Genomic DNA, 15561 nt, shown 5'->3' with positions numbered 1-15561 from the left:
TGGAGGGATGACGATGCAAAGTGAAAAACTTTGGACGAAGGATTTCCTCGGAACTTGTTTTAGTAGTCTATTTCTCTTCTTAACATTTTATATGCTTATGACTACTTTACCCGTCTATGTAATAGACGGCCTAAAAGGAAAACCTGAGGAAATTGGTTTAGTTGCAACTGTTTTTCTTATTTCATCTGTTTTATGTAGACCATTTACAGGAAAATGGCTTGATGAATTAGGGAGAAAGAAAATTTTATTTATTTCACTTTCATTATTTTTAGCTGCTACCGTTATGTATTTCGGTGCACAAAGTTTATTTTTATTACTTGCCCTTCGCTTCTTACATGGTATTGGGTTCGGTATGGCAACAACTGCAACTGGTACGATTGTCACAGATGTTGCGCCAGCTCATAGAAGAGGCGAAGCGCTTGCCTATTTCGGCGTATTTATGAGTCTGCCAATGGTAATTGGTCCTTTTTTAGGTTTAACAATTATTTCTCATTTTTCATTCACTGTACTATTTATCGTTTGTTCCGTATTTTCATTGCTTGCATTTTTATTAGGACTACTTGTAAATATTCCGCATGAAGTACCAGTGAGCAAACAAAAACGAGAAAAAATGAAATGGAAAGACTTACTTGAACCTGCTTCTATTCCGATTGCTCTGACAGGATTTGTTTTAGCCTTTTCTTATAGTGGTATTTTATCCTTTATTCCTATTTATGCGAAAGAGCTCGGTTTAGGAGAAGTTGCTAGTTACTTCTTTGTTTTATACGCACTTGTTGTTGTCATTTCTCGTCCATTTACAGGAAAGATTTTTGATCGCTTCGGTGAAAATGTACTTGTTTACCCAGCTATCATTATTTTCACAATTGGTATGTTCATTTTAAGCCAAGCGCAAACTTCATTTTGGTTCCTTGGCGCAGGTATGTTAATCGGTTTAGGTTATGGAACATTAATTCCAAGTTTCCAAACGATTGCGATTTCTGCTGCAGCAAACCATCGCCGTGGTTCTGCGACAGCTACGTACTTCTCATTCTTTGATAGTGGTCTCGGTTTTGGATCATTCATTTTAGGTATCGTCGCAGCGCAATCAAGTTACCATAATATGTATTTCATCGCAGCTATTATCGTTGCGTTCACTTTACTTCTTTATTATGGATTACACGGACGAAAACAAAAATTCAAGAAACAACATACAGACGGAAAAGTTTCCGCTTAACATGAATAAGGAAAGTAAACTTCCCCGTTTACTTTCCTTATTTTGTATTTCTTTCAATTGAAGCGTATACTTATAATAGAAAAAACAAGGAGGGACCGATATGAAACTTAAAAAATCTCCCCTACTCTTACTCATAATCACATTCATATTTGTAATTACAGGGCTCGGTTTTACATACTTCAAACATAATAAAACAATCCCATCGAAAAATAACGTGACGAAAAAAAATTGGCTAGATGATCCGTACTTACGCTGGTCGTACACGCATATGAAAGAATTCACTTTAATTAACGAGGTAAATAATAACCCTAATCAAATTTCCCACTTCCCTACTGCATTGCAAAACTTAGACGATTTTGCTGTGGAGCGTAGATTTGGAAATACAACTCCTCTAAAAAAACTTTTAGACGATAACAAAACGGATGCTTTCGTCGTTGTACATAATGGACAACTTGTATATGAACGTTATTTCAATGGATATAAAGAAAGTGAGCCTCATGGTATGGCATCGTTAGCAAAAGTATTTACCGGGGCAATTATACAATCTCTCGCTGAAGAAAACCGTATTGACTTAGAAAAAACAGCTGACACATATATAAAAGAATTAAAAAATACACCGTTTGGTAAAGCCTCGCTTCAGCAATTATTGGATATGCAAGTTTCTGTAGAATATCCTACTCACGGATATGAACATCCAGCGTTAGAAAATCAAGATGCACAATTATACTTAGCGAGCAATATTTTACCTCGAGATAAAAATTACGACGGCCCGATGAAAATTTATGATATGTTACGAGAAGCAGAAGAAACTGCACCGCCTGGTTCCGATTTTTCTTACGATAACGGATCAGCAGAAACACTCGCTTGGGTGATTCGAACGATCACAGGTAAATCATTAGCTAAAAATGTTAGCGAGCGCATATGGTCTCAAATTGGTATGGAAGAAAACGCGTATTACGTAACAGATGAAACAAAAGTTGAACAAGCTAGTGCTGGTTTAAATGCAACTGCTAGAGATATGGCTAGATTCGGGCAATTACTATTAAACAACGGGGAATATAACGCAAAACAAATTCTCCCTTCTTCTATTACTGAAGATATAAAAAATGTCCAAGAAGGTGAACTTGCAGTTGGCCCTGGCGCTTCCATTTCTTATCATAATCAATGGTGGATTCCGCACAATGAACAAGGTGCTTTCGAAGTGTTAGGTAGTTACGGACAAACACTTTACATCGATCCGAAAGCGAATATGGTAATTGTCCACTTCTCTTCTAACGCTACGCCAAGTAATGAAATCCATTCCGTTTACTCCAATATGTATATTGATATTGCACATCATTTAGAGAAGCTTCCACAGTAGTGGAAGCTTTTTCTTATTGCTTTTTTATTTTATTCTAGTAACGTACTAACCTTCATATCGAAAATTATTTTGAATTCTGCTGTATGATTAGCGAAAAAACTAATTTTGAATCTGAAATGCTGTAGCATCTAGAATTCGAATGTGCTTAAAGATCCTGTCTTTCCATGAATTCTTTTCTCATGTTAGTCTCATACGATCCACACTCTCTCCACACACTTTTTAAAAATAAGCATGGGTAAACTAATAAATATAAATTAGGTATCCACCAAGACATATCAAAATCTAAACGGATTGTCCAAAATGCTAGCGCTTGTAATCCTGAACAAAAAGTTAAAATTAATGATAAGAACGCAAAGTGACTCCAAATATGTTTTTGTTTAGAATGTAAATACAAACTTAGAAATCCCGTTAACGAGATTAACAAATCCAAGGGTAAAAAAGACCAGTTCCATGCTACTAAAATAGGATCTTGGTAATCTTTAAACAAATATTCTTGCGGAATCATATGAAAAATTGTTATGAGCCAATATACAACAAACCCAAAATCAGTAATAAGGAAAAAATACTTTAATCGATTCAATGTATACGTTCCTCCACCATTTCTTTTTTCTTCGCTTCATGTGCCGTACTATTAAAATTTAATATTACGACTCCAACTAAAATAAAAAGAATTGCTAGTATCTTAATTATATTGATACTTTCTCCAAAATAAATAAAACCAATTGTTGTAATCGTTACAATTCCCATACCTGACCATACCGCATATGCTACGGACATTTCCATCCCCTTTAATGCAAATGACAGAAATGCAAAACTTACTACATAAAATACAAAAATAAGAATGCTTGGTACAAGTTTCGTTAATCCATCAGATAGTTTCATTGCAGTTGTACCTGCTACCTCAAATAAAATTGCGAAGCATAAATAAATCCACTGCATTATTCTCCCACCTTCTATTTCGGATTAGAAATTCCGTATAGTAACATATCCATAATCGATTCAAGCATACTTCCCAATGTATAATCACTCTTTTCAATAAACATAGGATCATATATGCGATTCAGTGCCCCCAAGTAGACTTCAATAAAAAACGGAATTTGAATTTTTCTTATGCTTCCTTCTCTCATTCCCTCTTCTATTAAACTAATTACAGTAGACCACCCTTCACGTAAAAACTGATCTAATTTTAACCATTGGTAATAATGATGTTTTTTTAGTTCTACTAATAAACGTGCATCCATGAATGTAAATTGTTGTGGAATGCAAATTAAGATGAGTCTTATTTTTTCAACTATTTGTAACATATCATCTTCAGCGATATTTTTTTCCTTTTCTTGAATACTTTCTATTACATTACGAATAACTTCATCCACTATTTCATCTTTTGAAGAAAAGTGCTCATAGATTGTCCTCTTACTGACAGCTAATTGTTTTGCTAAATCATTAATTGTAAATGTAAACCCCTTCGTTTGAATTTGATGAATTGTTTCTGTTACTATTCTTTGCTTCATAATCCGCCCCCTGAACCTTTGGTACCAATTTGGTTTTTTTAGTACCATTTCATTTTACAATATTTAACACAATCTATCCAACTAATTTTTATAATTTTCTAACGTTTAACTTAAAATAAGTTAAACGTTAGAGAGATGAGGAGCATTCTTGCATATTCAACAATCCAGTGAATAATTAGATAACACTCATACATGAAGCTTTAAATAAAGTTAAATGCAGCTCTATAAGGCTATGTTGGTATATGTTCTTTTTTAGCTTGATGGGGAGAAACCCCGATCTACTTTCACCTAAGTAAAAAAGCACCCTATAAACAGGGCGCTTTTCTCCAACCTAATGACTAATAGTAGAAGTTGGATATAATGTTGTTCCTCCAATTGAAACCTTTATTTCATTTGTTAATGGAACATTTTGTTCATTAATAATTGTTCTCCACCATTCCCATGCAAGACCTGTACATTCTCTTGCTACAATTTTTATATTTTTTGAATTTGGCGGAAGAGGGATTACCGTAGAGTAATGAGCTGTTTTGTCTTTTCCACTACCTTCCCATATTTTATGTGTTAGTACTTCTTTCCCATTTTGATCAAATGTAAATTCATCCCAAGATACATCAAATTGAGCAACGTAAGCACCGTAATGATCAAGTGTCATTTTAGCACTTGAATACTCTGTCGTTGTCGTCTCGATATAATCTGTATTGTTATGAACAGCAGCAGTTGCATTATCTTTTAAGAAAGTGCTTGTATAAGAAATTGGGTATGCTGGATTTTTAAAACTTAATTCAGCATTATCTTTAATAATATTTCGAATTTCATTGAAATCTTTTGTAACAACCTTGTTATGCTCTTTCGCATCTCCGCCTAATACGACAGCAGTAAAGGTACTTTCTTCAAAAATATCTTTGTACTGTCCACTCGTTTCGACACTGTTATTCTTAAGTAAAGCTTTAAAAGCAGCTTGTACATCTTTACTCTTAGATGTTGTTTCTAATTTTACATAAACCGTTCTGCCATAAGCTACATTTGAGACCATAACAGGTGGAGCTGAATTACTTACTCCTTTACGAGTTAGCTCATCAAAAGTAACACTATTATCAAATAGATCGGATGGATTGTTAGGTAGTTCAGCACTTACGGTATAGAATATTTGCTTATATGCCGCCACCATCACTTTTTTCTCTCCATTTGCAACTGCATTAAAATCAATGTTCAGACTGTTATCAAGATATTTCGCATTAACATTAAGAGCACTTGCGATTTGCGATTTACTATAAACCATAGATTCTGTATACTGCATTCTTGCAGGTAACGTATGTGTTGTGGAATACTTTTCATTCCAAGTAGATACTAAATCATCTACTGCTCCAGCTACATTACCATATGTCGGATTTTGGACAGTGATGGTATTTTCTTTTCTCATACCAGGTAAGTCTATACTAATATTCAAAGGCTTTCTCTTAGCCACTAATAAACTCGGTTGATTGTCTGCAAAAGCTTTATTGGCAAGTTGTACAGCTCCTGGATACGTGCGATTTACTACAGAATCAATAATCGAAATATCGACTGGTGACGTTGTAAGTGATTTTTTCTCACGTTCCACTACTACAAATTTACCATTTGAATTGATACTTTCTTTCGGAACAAAACTCTCTACTTTATCACCATTTACAGCTAAAACCTCTTGATTATTATATGTAAGGTTTGCTATACCAGTATCAATGCTACTAGCATTTTTAGCTATATCAGTTGCACGACCGGCTTGTGTTTCTGCGAAAGAAATAGATGAATAATTAAGAGTGGATAGACTAACTAATAAACATGCAAGGAACTTTCTTCTTTTGGTATTTTTCTTAACATTCAGAAAAATCACCCCGTTCTTTTTTAGTAAGATATAATAATAATGATTGATACATGATAGCTAACGAATAAACTTACATAAACGCTTTTAAAAGTTCTTGAACTAACGGAATTACTCCACCTAAAAATTTTAAAACTGCCATTGCGATTTCCATATTACTTCCTCCTCTTTGCTGTATTAAAATGTGTTGTATATTTATGCTTTCATTATAATAAGCTTTTACATTTGCATCAATTCATTTTTATATGCAATATTTCATATTAGGGAAAAAGCAACTTTTTCTGTCAGGGTGATGATGCTACTACTCTTCTTGAACATATTTCAATCCCTCTAAAAATATCAGAATTTTCTATTTTTAAAAGGTTATGTACAAAATAACCTCGAATAATTGTAATACATATACATAAGGAGGTTGATCTATTTTGTTTCGTTCTTTTACAAATGGTTGCGTCGCCTTAGTGCAACGTTTCTTGCCAGAGCCGTTTATTTTATCATGTTTATTAACTGTTTTTGTTATTTTCTTCGGCATGTTTGCAACGCACCAAACACCTGTGGAAATGATTAATCACTGGGGGAATGGAATTTGGGGGCTTCTCGCCTTTTCTATGCAAATGGCACTTGTACTCGTGACAGGATCTGCTTTAGCAAACGCTCCTCTCATTAAAAAAGGATTAACGAAAGCTGCAAGACTACCGAAAACGAATGGACAAGGTATTATTGCCATTTCAATCGTAAGTTTACTAGGGGCGTACATAAACTGGGGCTTTGGTATTGTTGTATCTGTTTTATATGCAAAGGAAGTAGCAAGGCAACTTGAAGGATTAGATTATAGGTTAGCCATTGCCTCTTCTTACTCTGGATTTCTCATTTGGCATGCGGGGCTTTCTGCTTCTATTCCTCTTACGTTAGCAACCGGCGGTGAAACGTTAATGAAAACGACAGCAGGAAGTATAAAAGAAGCGATTCCAATAACAGAAACGTTATTCTCACCATACGCTCTCGTGCCAGTTATTATTTTTCTCGTTACGATGCCTCTCATTAATAAAGCGATGCATCCAGATGAAAAACATACGATAACGGTAGATCCTAGCGTATTCCATGAAGAAGCTGCCGCTCAAGAAGTAGGAAACAATACGTTCGCTGAGAAAATGGAAAATAGCATCATTATTACACTTTGCGTTGGATTGTTAGGTCTCATTTATATTTTCAATTACTTTTATACGAAAGGTTTTAACCTTACGCTAGACATCGTTATTTTTATGTTATTAATTGCTGGACTTATTTTCCACCGCACTCCGATTCAATATATTCGTGCTTTTTCAGACTCTACGAAAAGTGCTTCTGGTATTTTGCTTCAGTTTCCATTTTATGCAGGAATTATGGGCATGATGATTGGAGCAAATAGTGAAGGACTTTCACTTGGAGGAGCTATTTCAAATTTCTTTATTAGCATTTCAAACGAAACGACTTTCCCACTCTTTACTTTTTTAAGTGCTGGCATCGTTAATATTTTCGTTCCATCTGGTGGCGGTCAATGGGCTGTGCAAGCGCCCATTATGATTCCAGCTGGTGCTGAACTTGGTGTACCTGCTGCAAAAACAGCAATGGCCATTGCGTGGGGCGATGCTTGGACGAATTTAATTCAACCTTTCTGGGCATTACCGGCATTGGCAATAGCTGGTTTAGGCGCTCGTGATATTATGGGATTTTGCGTCGTGAACTTACTATATGCAGGATTTATCATAAGTCTATGTTTCTTATTTATTTAAACGAAAAGCTAGTTTTATACTAGCTTTTTTATATAATAAATCTCTTATTTCCCACGCAATTTATAATCGTTTCCCACCTATTCTCCGTAAGATGTAATGACTCAAATGCAAAAAAATCTTCGCAAATTTTTCCGATTAGGTGTGGATGTTCCCTCAAAAAATTCCACTGTAACACTTTAGGAAGAAAATATGTTTCATATTCTTTACTTCCCATTATTACCTCATCAACTTCTCTTTCACAAATTCCTCTTATTAAATAATCATTTCTTAATTGTTTTTGAATTTGTTCAAACGTTTCGCTACATTTTTTCAATTGAAGTAAACATGTAATATACGTTCGCAAAAGTTCGTTGTCATCCCCGCAACACTTTATAATACGTTCCATTTCATTCATAGTGTACGAGCCTTTTCTTCTATTTGTAATAACCACTTTTCCCGCTTCTCTCGTTTACTCGTTTTTACAGATTGAAATACTGACCGTTTTATATCGCGAATGCCGCAAAAACGTAAAACACCTCTCTTCATTATAATCCAATCTGCTGATCGATATAGTAATGCGACGTACCATAACGGTGAGTCTAACGTATTAATTACCCATGCCTTCTTACCTTTCAATAAGCCTTTCGGCAGGGCCCCTTCATATTTATAAGCAAATCCAGCTACGAAAATGCGATCAATAAATCCTTTTAAAATAGCAGGCATCCCCCACCACCATATTGGATATATAAAGAGTAGCGTATCCGCTTCTTCCACCAACGTTCTATACCGAGCTGTTTCTTCTTCATTTACTAAATCACGTCTTTTCTTCTCTTCATTAAAGACAAGGACGGGATCAAATTGCTCTTTATATAAATCAAGTACTGTAACCGAATGATTAGTTTCTTGCAATCCTTTTTGCACATGCTCTAAAATCGCCGCGTTAAAGCTTGAAGGACTAGGATGAGCGTATACAATTAGTACATTCACTACAAAACAACTCCCTCTATAAGTTAAATTTTCCCCTTCTTTAACATCTTCTCTACAATTTGTACGTTTTTTGAACTTTGTAACAAGCGATGTAGTACCGTTAGTAACTCTTCCTTTTCTAAACCTTTCAGTTTCTCTTTCACCTTACTCTCACCAGCATCTTGAATATCATAAACAACTGCCGCCATATGCTTGCAAAGATTCTCATACGGACACTCGCAGCTACTTTCTGTAAAATCTTCAAGATCAATAATCACTTCATAGTTTCCTGCATTTCCAGTAACGAAAGCAAATATTTTCTTGTCTTGTATTTCAACATCTTCTACATGTCCATCTTCATAATATTCATAACCTTTATCCATAATGTACTTAGGAATCCACTTCGTTATATCATGTAATAAGTAAGCGTACATCATAGCACCTCTTCCTTTAATTCCCTTTTGACTTCTAGAGCCACTGCATGTTATTCTAATAACTGTCAAATAGCAAGTCTATATGACAAAAACGACTGACACCTATTCGGCGAAGGTGTCTCTTTTCATTTGCAGCCGATATGAATTGCCTCTTTCAGGCACATTCAATTTTTGACACTACACACTCAACACCATTCCCTGTATCAGGCTGCTTAAGCAGTCTTTTACTCTACATACTTCAAAAAAAAGAGAGCTTAGCTCCCTTTTCTCGCCTTATAAAATACCCCTTTTTCAGCATAGAGATATTCATCAGCTAATGTAATTTTCCCATCCAGTTTCAGTTCATCTAATAATCTTGATAAATAAAATTGATGTAACATCTTTTTCGTGAATTTTCCTTCATGATGCGAAACGATATGTTCTTGAATATCTAACAATGATATTGGCTTATCTTGCTCTATCATATATTCATAAACTGTACTACGCAGTTTGACGTATTTTTCGAGTGTCACAGTACTTCGCAACCCCTTTCTTCTTAATATAAATTTTCGTAATCGGTTTTTTTGCAATAAAAAAACCTCTCCGATAAGAAGAAGTTACGTATATATCTTCGTCTTATCTCCCAGAACAAATTTGTTCTGCTGGAATTAGCACCTGCATCGCGGTTGCTGGGTTTCATCGGGCCAGTCCCTCCACCTCTCTGGATAAGAAAATATTCACTTAATTCTTACTATACGTAATTTCATTTTAATTGTCAAACAAATATAACGAATTATATTTTCTTCTTTACTGTTCATACTATACATATATGAGTATGCAAGGAGGATTATGAAATGCATCAAAATGCTCGCGGATATGTACAAGATTCTTTTCAATCGTTACAAGAAGCAAAACATTGTTTAGAAGAAGCACTACAGACTGTTGAAAAAGATTTTAATCGCGCTCGTATTGAGCAATCTCTTTATGCGATCGAACAAGCTATTCAACGCTGCGATTACACCGTTCACATTTTAGAACAAGAGTGAAAAAACTTCCCATCATAAGGTGGGAAGTTTTTTCAAATGGCATACGTCATAATTATTGCCGTTATGATAAAAAAATATACAGAAAAATGCTCCTTACAATATGTAAGAAGCATGAAAGAGGCAAACGAATATGTAAGTCGCGACCCTACCTTATATGAGTATGCCTTTCTATGCCGTGTTATGCTTATCTAATATGCCGTACTTCTTTTTAAATCTTGTAAGAATCGTAATCCAAGACGTACTAAATAGTAGTAAGAACACAACATTCGAAATCGCATGGCTCAAATCGAAATAAAAACTTGCGATATAATACGAAATGGCTGTTTCCCAGGTCGCCTCTCGTATAAAACCGAGAAGCCCCCAGAAATTCATAATCCAGCCAAATAAAAATCCAACAAACAATCCGTATAGCAGTCTTCCCCATAGCTTTTTCATTAAAAATGTATTACGTAATAATCCAGCTATAAAACCAATCATACCCCATGAAAACATTTGCCACGGCGTCCACGGACCTTGTCCTAAAAAAATGTTAGATACGATAGCCGCTGTTGCACCAATCATAAAACCAGTTTCACTTCCGAACACGATTGCAGAAACAATAATGACAAAAGAAGTCGGTTGTACACTTGGTAAAATAGAAAATGGTACACGGCTCACTGCTGCAATTGCTGCTAACACAGCAACGAGAATAATTTCACGTGAAACAAACGCCTTCCTTTCAAAACGGATATAGAAAGGTAACATAATAACAACTAATAAAAACAAACTACTTAACATGTAATAACCGTCCATGATAAGTGTAGTAAAAAGTAATGTGCCTATTATCACTGCAAAAATACATACTATGAATGCAACATATCGTTTGGACACGCTTCGTACACATCCTCCCACGTTAATGCATATGGCAATTCTTTTCGAATAAATCGATTGATAGAGGTTGTATAAAAGAAGTTGCCACTAAAAAATTCTTTCGGTGCATCATTCATAATGACTGCTCCATCAAATAACATCATGCATTGATCCACGTATTTCGCTGCAAACTCAATATCATGCGTTGCCATTACAATTGTTGTCCCTTCTTTTTGCAGTTTCCTAAATAACTCTCCTACTCTTTCTTTCTTCCACGGATCTAGTCCTTTTGTCGGTTCATCCAGTAATAATAAAGTCGGCTTTGACAATAACGTCGTACATAATGCAAGTAATTGTTGCTCTCCCCCGCTACAATCATGCGGATGGCGTTCTTTAAGTGCATATAGCCAAAACTTTTTAAGCTGCTGTTCTGCTATTTCTTTTCCTTGTTCTCCGTATAATTCACGCGCTCGTTCATACACCTCGTCCCACACTGTATCAAATGTAAAATGATAATATGGATGCTGCGATACATACCCGATCCTTTTAAATCGTTCTTTCGAATCAATTTTATGTATCACTTTCCCATTCCACTTTACTTTCCCTCTTCTCGCTTTTTGTAACCCTGCTAAAATCGTTAACAGTGTAGACTTACCTGTCCCATTCTTTCCAACGAGAGCTACCCATTTTCCTTTTTCAATCGATACTGTTAAATCTCGTAAAATGAGCGGACTACTCTTTTCATATTGGAACGAAATATGCTCTGCACTTAAAATGACTTCTTGTTTTTCCCTTTGTACTATTGGCTCATTTACATATGATATCGCTGAAAAATCATTCATTTTCATTTGTGCTTCTCGCACTGTAAATGGTATATCTTTCGCATTCCACTCTAAAAACAATCTTGGAATTTGTGGAATAAATGGACGAAATCCTTCTACTTCCCACATGTTCGCTATAACCCTTTTCGGACTACCATCATACACGATTCGGCCGTTATTCATACAAATAACGCGCGTAGCAAGTGGTATTACCTCATCTAAACGATGTTCACTTAAAACGATCGTAATGCCAAGTTCTTCATTAATACGCTTTAACAACCCTAAAAACTCTTTCGCAGCAATTGGATCTAACTGCGCAGTTGGTTCATCTAATAATAGTAACTTCGGTTGCATAACTAATACCGCAGCTAAATTGACAAGTTGCTTCTGCCCGCCAGATAACGTATGAACAGATTGGTGCAATAAATCTTGGAATCCTAAGAAGCTAATAAGCTCGGCTATTCGTTTTTGAATAATGTGAGATGGTAATCCGATATTTTCTAAAGAAAATGCTAATTCTTGAATGACCGTATCCATTACGAGCTGATTTTCTGGATTTTGAAATACCATGCCAATTTCTTGGGCAGATAACAAGTCCGGTACATTTTCTAATAAAGTACCATCATAATATGTATCCCCAGTACGCTTACCAATTGGAAGTAATTCTTTTTTAAAATGTTTTAATAAAGTCGTCTTCCCGGATCCTGATCCTCCAGCAAGTGCAATAAACTCTCCTTTTTGAACAGAAAGAGAAATATGCTGCAACGCTTTTTCGTGTTCATCAGCATATACAAATGATAAATTGTTTATTTCTGCATGCGCCACCATATCCATTCCCGTCCTTCCATTATAATTGGTAAACTAATAAACATCGTAGATACGACAAACATCATCCCATCGTATTGCTGAAATAGAATCGATTCAACTTTCGGATAAATGATTAACTTCCCTCCGCCATACGTACTACATATAATAGCAGCTATAAATAGAATACTTAAATAACTGAGCGTATACCAATCGCGTCTTTCCATTCTATACCGAATATAAGTCGTACGTTTCGTTACACCAAATCCACGAGCTTGCATAGAATCTGCCGTTTGTAATGCATCTTCTAATGAACAAATTAATAATACTTGCAATAATTGCATACCATTTTTCACGCGTTCCATAATGGAACCTGCATCTACTTGTACACCTTTCGTTTTTTGGGCGAGTGTTATTTTCTGTAATCTTCTCATAAACAAAGGAACAAATCTCACTGTAATCATCGTTAACAATGCTACTTTCGGTGAAATTCTAGAAAACAAATATAAAAATTTATGACTTGAAATAATATCATTGTACGAAGCAAACGTAAACATAATCGCAACTAGTAATAATCCCATTACTAGTCCAAACATAATTGCCTCAAGTTTAATACGACTATCACCTAACCAAAATAACGTAGTTCGACCTCTATGCGTGAATAACGAATTAAATAAAATGACCATAAAAAAGAATATAATTGTGCTTGGTAACATCTTTCTTATCTTTTCGCTATTCCCTTGCATCAAATTGATTATAACGATTAATAGTATTGCTCCAATTAAAAAAAGAGGATGAAGACACATCATACATAGTATCATCACCCCGATATAATAGAAAAAATTCACAAAAGGATGTAAAGAAGAAAAACTTATTTTCATAGTCCTTTACCGAATGCCTTTCTTATTTTAATACAAACACCCACTCGATTGTATCGCCTGGTTTTACTGTAACTACACCTGCACTATGGTTTGGAAACGCACCGTTCACACGATATTTCCATCCACTAGTAGCAGTAACATCTTTTTCATATAAATCATTAATCCCTTTTACGTAAACATCGCCTTTAGATCCACTTGCATCCACATCTAAACCTGTACGCTGCAATACTTTATAAACAGTATCGCCGTCTTGTACATCCATCTTTTTTGCACCTAATAAGTAACCTTCATTACCTTTTACTGAGATAGTGACTTGTTTTGCTTGTGGTTTAGGTGGTTCTGGTTTTATATCTACTTTTGGTGGTACTGGCTTTGGAACAGTCTGAGTCGGTATCGTTTTCTCCTCTTTATTCGGATCAACTTTTTGCTCCTGTTTCGGTGTTTCTTTCGGCTGATTTACAACCTTCGCTTCTTCTTTTACTTCTGGTGCTTTCGGTTGTTGCTCTTGTTGTTTCTCTTCTTGTGCTTTTTGCTGTTCTGGTTGCTTAGCAGCAGTCTGTTCCTGAGGTTTTTCTTCCTTCTTTACTTCCGGTTGTGCCTGCGGCTTTTCTTCTTTCGGTTTCGCTTCTACTTTTTGTTCTTGTTTCTCTTTCTGTTCTTCTTGCTTATTTTGTTCCTGTTCATCTTGTTTTTCCTCCGGTTTTTCTTCCGGTTTCGCTTCATCTTTTTTATCTTCTTGTTTTGCTACTTCTTCTTGCTTTGGTTCTACTTTCTTCTCAGGCTTTACAGCTGCCTCTTCACATCCGGCAAGTAGTCCGAGTGAAAGCAGTAAAGAAATAAACCATTTCATCTTACTCATGTTGTCTCTCACCTTTCATAATAAAATTAGGAGCAAATGATTGCTCCTAATTTTTGTTAAGCTGCTTTACGTCTCCATAATACATATGCAGAAGCAATACATAATACACCCATACCTACTTCTGTCGCTGCACTATGAGAAGATGCTCCTGTTTTTGGTAGTGTGCTACCATTTCCGGATTTTTTATTTTTAACCGGTTCGTTATCAACAACAACTTTTAAATTGTCATCTTTTGTTTCTTGTTGCACTTGTTTTTGTTCTTCTGGTTGTTCAGTAACTTCTTTTTCTACTACAACATTTTCTGAATCTACATTTGGTTTCTTATCGATTTCAATAACAGATTCCGTTGACCAGTCATAAATCGATTTTCCAAGATCTTTAAACTGAAGTAAAGCTAATAATGCTTGCTCTGTTGCCATTCCGCTACCGGTTTGATCGCCTGGTAACCATTTAAATTCACCATTTGGAAGTTGATATGACAATAGATTTTGCACTGCCTTATGAAGACGGTTTTGATCTACATCTTTCACAAGGGATAATCCAATAATAGCTTGCGCAGCACTATTAGAATTCTCTTGTCCATCAGCAGAGAAACCACCATTTTCTAGTTGCTGATTATATAAGTATGCAACAGCCTTTTGCACAGCTGGTTTCACATCTTCTCGCTCTTGATAAGGAGCTAATGCTGATAAAACCATACCTGTTACATCAACGCTACTAGCACTATCTTTACTGCTTGCGCTATCGTAAGTCCAGCCGCCATCTGTATGTTGCGCGTTTAAAAGTGCATCTACTAAAGCAACTCGATTCCATTTTGAATCTACTGGAATTTCATATTTTTTCGTATCAAATGCAAGTAAAGCAAATGTATAACCTGTAACAGAATTCACTTTATCTGATTCGTACAATTTTTGAACTAAATTATGTTCGCCTACCATTTTTGGGTCTGCATTCATTGCATTCATCATAATAATCGTTCTAGCTAAATCTGTCGCTGAAAAACGGTTAATGCGCTTTTCTACTTTTTCAGTTACAGCCTTAACATAATTTAATTTCGCCTCGATTGGAACATTCTTTCCAGAACGAGAAAGACCTAAAGCTACCCAATCGCTTTCAATTCCATCTTGTAACATCTTTTCAGATGTTTTAGAGATTGCGTCATTTACTTGTACTGCTGGAACTTGAATGTTTTCTTGCTTTGGTTGTTCTGGTTTTTCTTGTTTTGGATCATC

General features: G+C 35.5%; 17 protein-coding genes and 1 riboswitch. Of the genes, 4 read left to right on the top strand and 13 right to left on the bottom strand.

Annotated features, from left to right (window positions below):
- The first annotated feature begins 13 nt into the window (after positions 1 to 13).
- Both MR079_RS10060 and MR079_RS10055 read left to right on the top strand, forming a co-directional pair.
- Positions 14 to 1213 (top strand): MFS transporter, encoded by a 1200-nt coding sequence (locus MR079_RS10060; RefSeq protein WP_087954899.1) that lies wholly within the window; start codon positions 14 to 16, stop codon positions 1211 to 1213.
- Between the two features lie 100 nt (positions 1214 to 1313).
- Complete coding sequence (locus MR079_RS10055) at positions 1314 to 2573, top strand: serine hydrolase domain-containing protein (RefSeq protein ID WP_139866126.1); 1260 nt, start codon at positions 1314 to 1316, stop codon at positions 2571 to 2573.
- A gap of 145 nt (positions 2574 to 2718) precedes the next feature.
- Here MR079_RS10055 and MR079_RS10050 read toward each other — a convergent pair whose 3' ends face one another.
- From MR079_RS10050 to alo, 4 genes are all read right to left on the bottom strand, one after another.
- Positions 2719 to 3153, bottom strand: coding sequence for a YvaD family protein (locus MR079_RS10050; RefSeq protein ID WP_139866127.1), 435 nt, complete (start codon positions 3151 to 3153; stop codon positions 2719 to 2721).
- Positions 3150 to 3512, bottom strand: coding sequence for a DMT family transporter (locus MR079_RS10045; RefSeq protein WP_001198602.1), 363 nt, complete (start codon positions 3510 to 3512; stop codon positions 3150 to 3152). Before MR079_RS10045 ends, MR079_RS10050 begins: the two co-directional genes overlap by 4 nt.
- 14 nt (positions 3513 to 3526) lie before the next feature.
- On the bottom strand, positions 3527 to 4084 hold the full coding sequence (locus tag MR079_RS10040; RefSeq protein WP_139866128.1) for a TetR/AcrR family transcriptional regulator: 558 nt from the start codon (positions 4082 to 4084) through the stop codon (positions 3527 to 3529).
- 331 nt (positions 4085 to 4415) lie between these two features.
- Positions 4416 to 5954, bottom strand: coding sequence for an anthrolysin O/cereolysin O family cholesterol-dependent cytolysin Alo (alo, locus tag MR079_RS10035; RefSeq protein WP_242293954.1), 1539 nt, complete (start codon positions 5952 to 5954; stop codon positions 4416 to 4418).
- A gap of 410 nt (positions 5955 to 6364) precedes the next feature.
- Here alo and MR079_RS10030 point away from each other — a divergent pair, with 410 nt between their 5' ends.
- Positions 6365 to 7711 carry a short-chain fatty acid transporter gene (locus MR079_RS10030; protein ID WP_000490025.1) on the top strand — a complete coding sequence of 449 codons (1347 nt, stop codon included), beginning with the start codon at positions 6365 to 6367 and terminating at the stop codon, positions 7709 to 7711.
- 28 nt (positions 7712 to 7739) lie between these two features.
- Here MR079_RS10030 and MR079_RS10025 read toward each other — a convergent pair whose 3' ends face one another.
- From MR079_RS10025 to MR079_RS10010, 4 genes are all read right to left on the bottom strand, one after another.
- Positions 7740 to 8105, bottom strand: a complete 366-nt coding sequence (locus tag MR079_RS10025; protein ID WP_242293953.1) for a group-specific protein — start codon at positions 8103 to 8105, stop codon at positions 7740 to 7742.
- A complete protein-coding gene (locus tag MR079_RS10020; RefSeq protein ID WP_242293952.1) occupies positions 8102 to 8677 on the bottom strand; it encodes an NAD(P)H-dependent oxidoreductase in 576 nt (191 codons plus the stop codon). Before MR079_RS10020 ends, MR079_RS10025 begins: the two co-directional genes overlap by 4 nt.
- A gap of 23 nt (positions 8678 to 8700) precedes the next feature.
- A complete protein-coding gene (locus MR079_RS10015) occupies positions 8701 to 9090 on the bottom strand; it encodes an SWIM zinc finger family protein (RefSeq protein WP_242293951.1) in 390 nt (129 codons plus the stop codon).
- Positions 9091 to 9344: 254 nt separating this feature from the next.
- A complete protein-coding gene (locus MR079_RS10010; RefSeq protein WP_000171475.1) occupies positions 9345 to 9602 on the bottom strand; it encodes a hypothetical protein in 258 nt (85 codons plus the stop codon).
- Positions 9603 to 9702: 100 nt separating this feature from the next.
- A riboswitch (SAM riboswitch) is annotated at positions 9703 to 9801 on the bottom strand.
- Between the two features lie 122 nt (positions 9802 to 9923).
- Between MR079_RS10010 and MR079_RS10005 the strand changes: the two genes are divergently transcribed.
- Entirely contained in the window at positions 9924 to 10115 is a 192-nt protein-coding gene (locus tag MR079_RS10005; protein ID WP_000554030.1) for a hypothetical protein, read from the top strand.
- A 168-nt stretch (positions 10116 to 10283) separates the two neighbouring features.
- Here MR079_RS10005 and MR079_RS10000 read toward each other — a convergent pair whose 3' ends face one another.
- The 5 genes from MR079_RS10000 to MR079_RS09980 all read right to left on the bottom strand — a co-directional run.
- A complete protein-coding gene (locus MR079_RS10000; protein WP_242293950.1) occupies positions 10284 to 10985 on the bottom strand; it encodes an ECF transporter S component in 702 nt (233 codons plus the stop codon).
- The gene (locus tag MR079_RS09995) at positions 10958 to 12619 is read right to left on the bottom strand and encodes an ABC transporter ATP-binding protein (protein ID WP_000367694.1); all 1662 of its coding nucleotides are present in this window, start codon (positions 12617 to 12619) and stop codon (positions 10958 to 10960) included. The genes MR079_RS10000 and MR079_RS09995 overlap by 28 nt, the downstream gene beginning before the upstream one ends.
- Positions 12592 to 13470, bottom strand: coding sequence for an energy-coupling factor transporter transmembrane component T (locus tag MR079_RS09990; protein ID WP_242293949.1), 879 nt, complete (start codon positions 13468 to 13470; stop codon positions 12592 to 12594). Before MR079_RS09990 ends, MR079_RS09995 begins: the two co-directional genes overlap by 28 nt.
- A gap of 22 nt (positions 13471 to 13492) precedes the next feature.
- Positions 13493 to 14329, bottom strand: coding sequence for a DUF4430 domain-containing protein (locus MR079_RS09985; protein ID WP_139866137.1), 837 nt, complete (start codon positions 14327 to 14329; stop codon positions 13493 to 13495).
- 56 nt (positions 14330 to 14385) lie between these two features.
- Positions 14386 to 15561, bottom strand: a 1176-nt coding sequence (locus MR079_RS09980) for a prenyltransferase/squalene oxidase repeat-containing protein (RefSeq protein ID WP_242293948.1), incomplete at its 5' end; no start/stop codon positions are given.

Source organism: Bacillus cereus group sp. BfR-BA-01381 (assembly GCF_022663555.1).
Lineage (GTDB): Bacteria > Bacillota > Bacilli > Bacillales > Bacillaceae_G > Bacillus_A > Bacillus_A pacificus.
Note: the sequence above shows the minus strand (reverse complement) of the source record. Positions and strands in the feature narration are given on the sequence as shown.

What these genes read in the sequence shown, in the direction of transcription:
- MR079_RS10060 (WP_087954899.1), top strand. Translation starts at nt 14, where the DNA reads ATGCAAAGTGAAAAACTTTGGACGAAGGATTTCCTCGGAACTTGTTTT.
- MR079_RS10055 (WP_139866126.1), top strand. Translation starts at nt 1,314, where the DNA reads ATGAAACTTAAAAAATCTCCCCTACTCTTACTCATAATCACATTCATA.
- MR079_RS10045 (WP_001198602.1), bottom strand. Translation starts at nt 3,512, where the DNA reads ATGCAGTGGATTTATTTATGCTTCGCAATTTTATTTGAGGTAGCAGGT.
- MR079_RS10040 (WP_139866128.1), bottom strand. Translation starts at nt 4,084, where the DNA reads ATGAAGCAAAGAATAGTAACAGAAACAATTCATCAAATTCAAACGAAG.
- MR079_RS10025 (WP_242293953.1), bottom strand. Translation starts at nt 8,105, where the DNA reads ATGAATGAAATGGAACGTATTATAAAGTGTTGCGGGGATGACAACGAA.
- MR079_RS10015 (WP_242293951.1), bottom strand. Translation starts at nt 9,090, where the DNA reads ATGTACGCTTACTTATTACATGATATAACGAAGTGGATTCCTAAGTAC.
- MR079_RS10005 (WP_000554030.1), top strand. Translation starts at nt 9,924, where the DNA reads ATGCATCAAAATGCTCGCGGATATGTACAAGATTCTTTTCAATCGTTA.
- MR079_RS09995 (WP_000367694.1), bottom strand. Translation starts at nt 12,619, where the DNA reads ATGGATATGGTGGCGCATGCAGAAATAAACAATTTATCATTTGTATAT.
- MR079_RS09990 (WP_242293949.1), bottom strand. Translation starts at nt 13,470, where the DNA reads ATGAAAATAAGTTTTTCTTCTTTACATCCTTTTGTGAATTTTTTCTAT.
- MR079_RS09985 (WP_139866137.1), bottom strand. Translation starts at nt 14,329, where the DNA reads ATGAGTAAGATGAAATGGTTTATTTCTTTACTGCTTTCACTCGGACTA.